Here is a 4,598-nt window from a genome sequence, read left to right as displayed (position 1 = left end):
GCATTGCTCGGGCGCTGGTTCTGGTGGCCACAACGCGTGCGGCCGCGCCCGGCAAGTGAGATGCTGCGACCTTTCGGACCGCGTCGTCTGGTTCGCTCACTCCTGCTGGGTGAGGAGGCCGATGCGGCGACGCTCAATCGCTCAACACCCAATGGGCAGGAGCCCAGTCATGCTCATGCGAATCCGTAGACCACCACGGCAAGACCGACGACGACGACCGCGATCGCCGACAGCGCCCTATGCCGGTCGTGAATCCATCGTCTGATCCGGTGTAGGTGCGGTTCGATCCGTGGACCCACAACCAGGTAGGCCACGACGGGCGCCACGACGGTCGAATTCGCCAGGACGGCATAAAAAGCGACGGCTGTCACCGCGCCGGCCACTGTCAAACGGACGGTGGCGATCTCCGTGCCCGCGGCTGCGCTGGCGGCGAGTACTTTCGGGTTGGCGAGCAGTGGAAACATCCCTATCGCGGCGGCCATCGTCGGGGTGATCCTGTCGACCCGAGGTTCCCATCCGGAATTCTTCGTGGCTCTGGTGTGCCGCCACCATAGCCACACGCCGAGCATGACGAGCACCACACCGGCGGCGACGACCGCGCAGTCGGTCCACGCTGGTGCGGGCTTCGTAAGGCCGTCGAGGAACCGCGGAACCTGAACGAAGGCGGTGGTCAGCGCCATCAGGGAGATCAATCTTCCGCCTAGGTAGGCGATGCTCGATGAGTAGGGCTGGTCATTCTGAACGAGGAGCAGCACCGCCAACACAATCGGTACGGGCGAAAGCGCTATCACGAGCGCCGGTGCAGCCAGCTTGGCCAGCACCAACCCCGAAAGACGCAACACATCAATACCTTCCAGATCGGCGAACTCGCCGCCCGGTACCCGGCTCTAGCGGTCTCGAAACGGCCCGTCACCGGCATTCATCAAGCACTTCGCTCCTCCGACCATACCCCCGGGGCTATGAGCGGTCAGGCTGCAGCGTGCTTCGCGGAGCCGGGCATCGCCAAGTGCCGTCTTGCATCAGCCGTGCCCGTAGATAATCCGCAGCATCTTGAGGTTGATACGGATGAAGCGCCCGAACTGGACGAGGACGTTCTGACGCATCCGCAGCCTCGCAGGGGTGGGCAGCGGTGCGTCGGCAATGCGCTCGGCGGTCTGCGCATTCACGTCCGTATAGATGTTTTCGTCGTCCATCGCAGTGCCTTTCACTCAGGGATCAGCCACCAGAATGGGCGGGCCTTGGCCTTGTAAATGAAGAGATGATGCAGCAACAGCTTGATCCAGTGGCCGGCCAAACCGAGCTCACCGGAGGTGCCAGCGATGTCGCGACCGGTCTGGGGATACTTCACCGGGTCGGGGACCACTGGGAACATTGTCATCGCGGCGGCCGAGCCCTCACGCAAACCGGTGCCTGCCGATGCAACGCACGCGGCGCCCATGCTCGACATCGAGGCGCGGTGAGCAACAGCGGTGTTTCCCTTAGTGATTCGATCGCGGATGGTCTCGGCAACGGTCTTGGCCATAATGCCCGAAGGCATGCCGGTGCGCGGCGGGCTGGGCGTGATGACCGTTCCGTTAGGGCTCGTGCGCGGCCGGGAGATGGGATGCGGGGGTGCGAATGCGATGCCCGGCGCGAAGATGTTCGGGTAGGCAGGGGACTCGTAGGTGTGGGGCCAGTCCTCGGCAGACCAATCGTCGTAGGGCTTACCCGAGTAGTCGGCGTCCACCTTGAGGAAACCTGACGGTGCGAACAGAACGGAGGTAATGTCGTTGCCCCCCTTGTCGTATGCCGCGAGGGCGGCTCCCCTGAAAGGCGGCAATAGCATGGCGAAGTCGAACTCCAAATCGTGCTCTTTGCCGTCGAGCTGCTCGTAGCGCAGCTTGCCATCCATCACCTCGTGGACGGCGGCCTGCGTGATGGCCTTGACGCCGCGCTCACGGAACAGCGACTCGGTCCACAACCGGCTGGACTGCACAAAGCCCTGATCGACGAAACTCATACCGCCGACGCCGAAGTCACCCAAGTCGTACTCGTTGGTGAGATAGACGATATCGGCGAGGTCTCGCACGCCGGCGCTCCGCAATGCATGCTCAACGTTGAAGGCGTACTCGAATGCCGCACCCTCGCAGGTGCAGGTGCCGTGTCCGACGCCGATGACGAGGCGCTGCTTCTCGCCGGCCTTCAGTTTGGCAACGACCCGGTCGAGTGCCTTGGCGGCCTCGACGGCATGGGATGCGGTGCACACCGAGTAGGAGTGGCCCGCAGGGCCGAGCCCGGGTGTGGCCGCAAAATTCAGTTGCGGCCCAGTGGCGTTGATGAGGTAGTCATAGGTGATGGTGCCGGTCTGGCCAGCGTGCTCCTCATCGGTGTAGGTGAAGTCCACCGACGGCGCCGACTGGTCTCCAGTGCCTTCCGGATGGAGCGCCGTGGCTAGCGCTTGATGAAAGATGATGCCCTTGCGCTGGTAGATCGGCCTGAGCGGAATGAGTACCTTGGCCGCGTCCATCCGGCCGACGCCGACCCAAATGTTCGACGGGATCCAGTTCCAGTCGGCGTTGGGAGAAATCACGACGACCTCGTGTCTGCGGGCTAGCCATCGGCGCAGGTGCAGCGCGGCGGTATGCCCCGCTATGCCGGCACCGAGGATGACGACTCGTGCCATTGATACTCCTCAGTCAAATCTGGCGACTCGATCGAACGGTCGCACTCCAGGCATGTACCCCCACGGGTATACCACCGGCGGGGGAGAAGTGGCCCTCCGAGGCCAGAATGCGCTCCACGACGGGGCACTTTCTAGGGTCGATGGACTCTACCGGTGGGGGTATATGTGCTGCATCGTTCAACCATGGCTGATGCATCTGCGTCCAAAACCGAAAAGGGTCACAAACCTTGGTCGATGCGCAGTGCCTCAATTGCGGCCTGCAATTTGGCGGCCGCTTCATCGGCGATTGGCTGAAGTGCTGGCTGGTCGGCGACCTTGGTCATGATCTGCGGGTCCATTGCCTCAACCAGCACGGTGTGGCCTTGGCTACCCGGATCGGCTCGTAACACGACGTTGCAGGGCAGCAACTGACCGATCTGCCGGTCCACATCCAGGGCTTTGTGTGCCAGTGTCGGATTGCAGGCACCCAGGATCAGGTAGTCCTCCATATCCTTGTCGAGCTTTTGCTTGAGGGTCGACTTGACATCGATCCTGGTGAGCACGCCGAAACCCTGATCCGCCAGAGCCCGAGTCACCCGTTCGACCGCGTCCTCGAATGTGGTGTTCAGCTTGGTACCCAGACCCATGGTCATGGTGATTCCTTTCGATGGTGTTGCGCTCGATCACTTGCAGGCGGAAACCGGGAATACCCCCACCCGTATATGTATTGTAGTGGGTATGACTGAAAACAACCACTATCACCAGGTACTCGACGACCTCAACCCGCAGCATCGCGCCCTACGCAAGATGATCCCGGAGGTGTACCGGGGTTTTGCAGAGATGAGCAATGGCGCACTGACCTCGGGGGCGTTGGATAAAAAGGTCAAGGAGCTGATCGCGATGGCGATCGGCGTCGTCGCCGGGTGCGATGGCTGCATCGCCTCCCACGCCCAAGGGGCGGCTCGTGCCGGTGCATCCAAAGAGGAGGCCGCCGAGGCGATCGGCGTCAGCATTCTCATGCACGGTGGGCCGGCCACGATCTATGGTGCTCGCGCCTATGACGCGTTCTGCGAATTCGCCGACAAGACCTCGGAAGCCGGTAGCTAGACCTAATCAGAACCTGGTTTTGGTCATAATCCCCTCAACGCCGAAAGGAACAACGATGACCGTCAAGACGCTGACCGCCGCAGATTTCGAGGCGACGATTCTTGAAAGTCCGATTGTGCTGGTTGACTTCTGGGCCCCTTGGTGCGGGCCATGCCGGGCTTTCGCGCCGGTCTTCGAACGGTCAGCGCAAACGCACCCGGATATTGTTTACGCCAAGGTGGACACCGATACCGAGCGCGAACTAGCCGCGACCGTCGGCATCCGCTCGGTTCCGACGATCATGGCATTCCGCGAGGGGATCCTCGTGTACAGCCAACCGGGAGCGATGTCACCAGCGGTGCTGGACAACTTGATCGACCAAGTCAACGGTCTCGACATGACGAGAGTCCGGGCCAAGATCGCTGAACGCAAAGCTGCCGTAAATGCGTAGTGGCCCAACCACTTCGCCTTGGCAATAGTGAGGAACCGTGTGCTATCCCGTACGCTGCCGTCACTGCGGCAAGATCACCTGGGCGGGCTGTGGCCTGCACGCCGAGAGAGCGTGATGAAACGTGTGCCCGCCAACCAACGATGCACCTGCAGTTCGAGCGTCGCCAGATAGCGCGTCCCCGCCGAACGCGGTGGCGGGCATCGGATCCACTGCGCCGAGTGTAAACCGGCGGCCGCGTCGACCGGCGTGTTGCCGCCGCCACGTCACACCCGACCGCCGAGGTCAGGTCGTCAGGATCGTCGCCGCGGCGGTGCCGGGGGCGCCGTACAGCTGGGTGAACCCCACCTTCGGGCTCCCGGGCACCTGGCGATCGCCGGCTTCACCGCGCAGTTGGCGAACGATTTCGTGGATCTGCCGCAG

The 4,598-nt window shown here is 62.7% G+C and carries 6 protein-coding genes and 2 pseudogenes; 3 read left to right on the top strand and 5 right to left on the bottom strand.

The window, feature by feature from the left end:
- A pseudogene (locus ACZY0B_RS26770) lies at positions 1 to 189 on the top strand (hypothetical protein); the annotation flags it as partial.
- Here ACZY0B_RS26770 and ACZY0B_RS26765 read toward each other — a convergent pair.
- The 4 genes from ACZY0B_RS26765 to ACZY0B_RS26750 form a co-directional block, all read right to left on the bottom strand.
- Positions 174 to 842, bottom strand: a complete 669-nt coding sequence (locus ACZY0B_RS26765; RefSeq protein WP_463767256.1) for a GAP family protein — start codon at positions 840 to 842, stop codon at positions 174 to 176. The pseudogene ACZY0B_RS26770 and the gene ACZY0B_RS26765 overlap by 16 nt on opposite strands.
- A 177-nt stretch (positions 843 to 1,019) precedes the next feature.
- Positions 1,020 to 1,193, bottom strand: a complete 174-nt coding sequence (locus ACZY0B_RS26760; RefSeq protein ID WP_463767255.1) for a hypothetical protein — start codon at positions 1,191 to 1,193, stop codon at positions 1,020 to 1,022.
- A gap of 11 nt (positions 1,194 to 1,204) precedes the next feature.
- Positions 1,205 to 2,662: an NAD(P)/FAD-dependent oxidoreductase gene (locus tag ACZY0B_RS26755; protein ID WP_463767254.1), complete on the bottom strand. Its 1,458-nt coding sequence runs from the start codon at positions 2,660 to 2,662 to the stop codon at positions 1,205 to 1,207.
- A 218-nt stretch (positions 2,663 to 2,880) separates the two neighbouring features.
- Positions 2,881 to 3,294, bottom strand: a complete 414-nt coding sequence (locus ACZY0B_RS26750) for a DUF302 domain-containing protein (RefSeq protein ID WP_463767253.1) — start codon at positions 3,292 to 3,294, stop codon at positions 2,881 to 2,883.
- An 85-nt stretch (positions 3,295 to 3,379) separates the two neighbouring features.
- Between ACZY0B_RS26750 and ACZY0B_RS26745 the strand changes: the two genes are divergently transcribed.
- Positions 3,380 to 3,748, top strand: coding sequence for a carboxymuconolactone decarboxylase family protein (locus ACZY0B_RS26745; protein ID WP_463767252.1), 369 nt, complete (start codon positions 3,380 to 3,382; stop codon positions 3,746 to 3,748).
- 55 nt (positions 3,749 to 3,803) lie between these two features.
- Positions 3,804 to 4,178, top strand: a complete 375-nt coding sequence (gene trxA / locus ACZY0B_RS26740; protein ID WP_463767251.1) for a thioredoxin — start codon at positions 3,804 to 3,806, stop codon at positions 4,176 to 4,178.
- A 282-nt stretch (positions 4,179 to 4,460) separates the two neighbouring features.
- On the opposite strand, the pseudogene ACZY0B_RS26735 reads toward trxA, so the two are convergent.
- Positions 4,461 to 4,598: pseudogene (locus tag ACZY0B_RS26735) on the bottom strand (thiolase family protein); the annotation flags it as partial.

The organism is Mycobacterium sp. IDUB_19, from assembly GCF_055419445.1.
The sequence above is the reverse complement of the archived record's forward strand: the minus strand, read 5'-3'. Positions and strand labels throughout refer to the sequence as shown.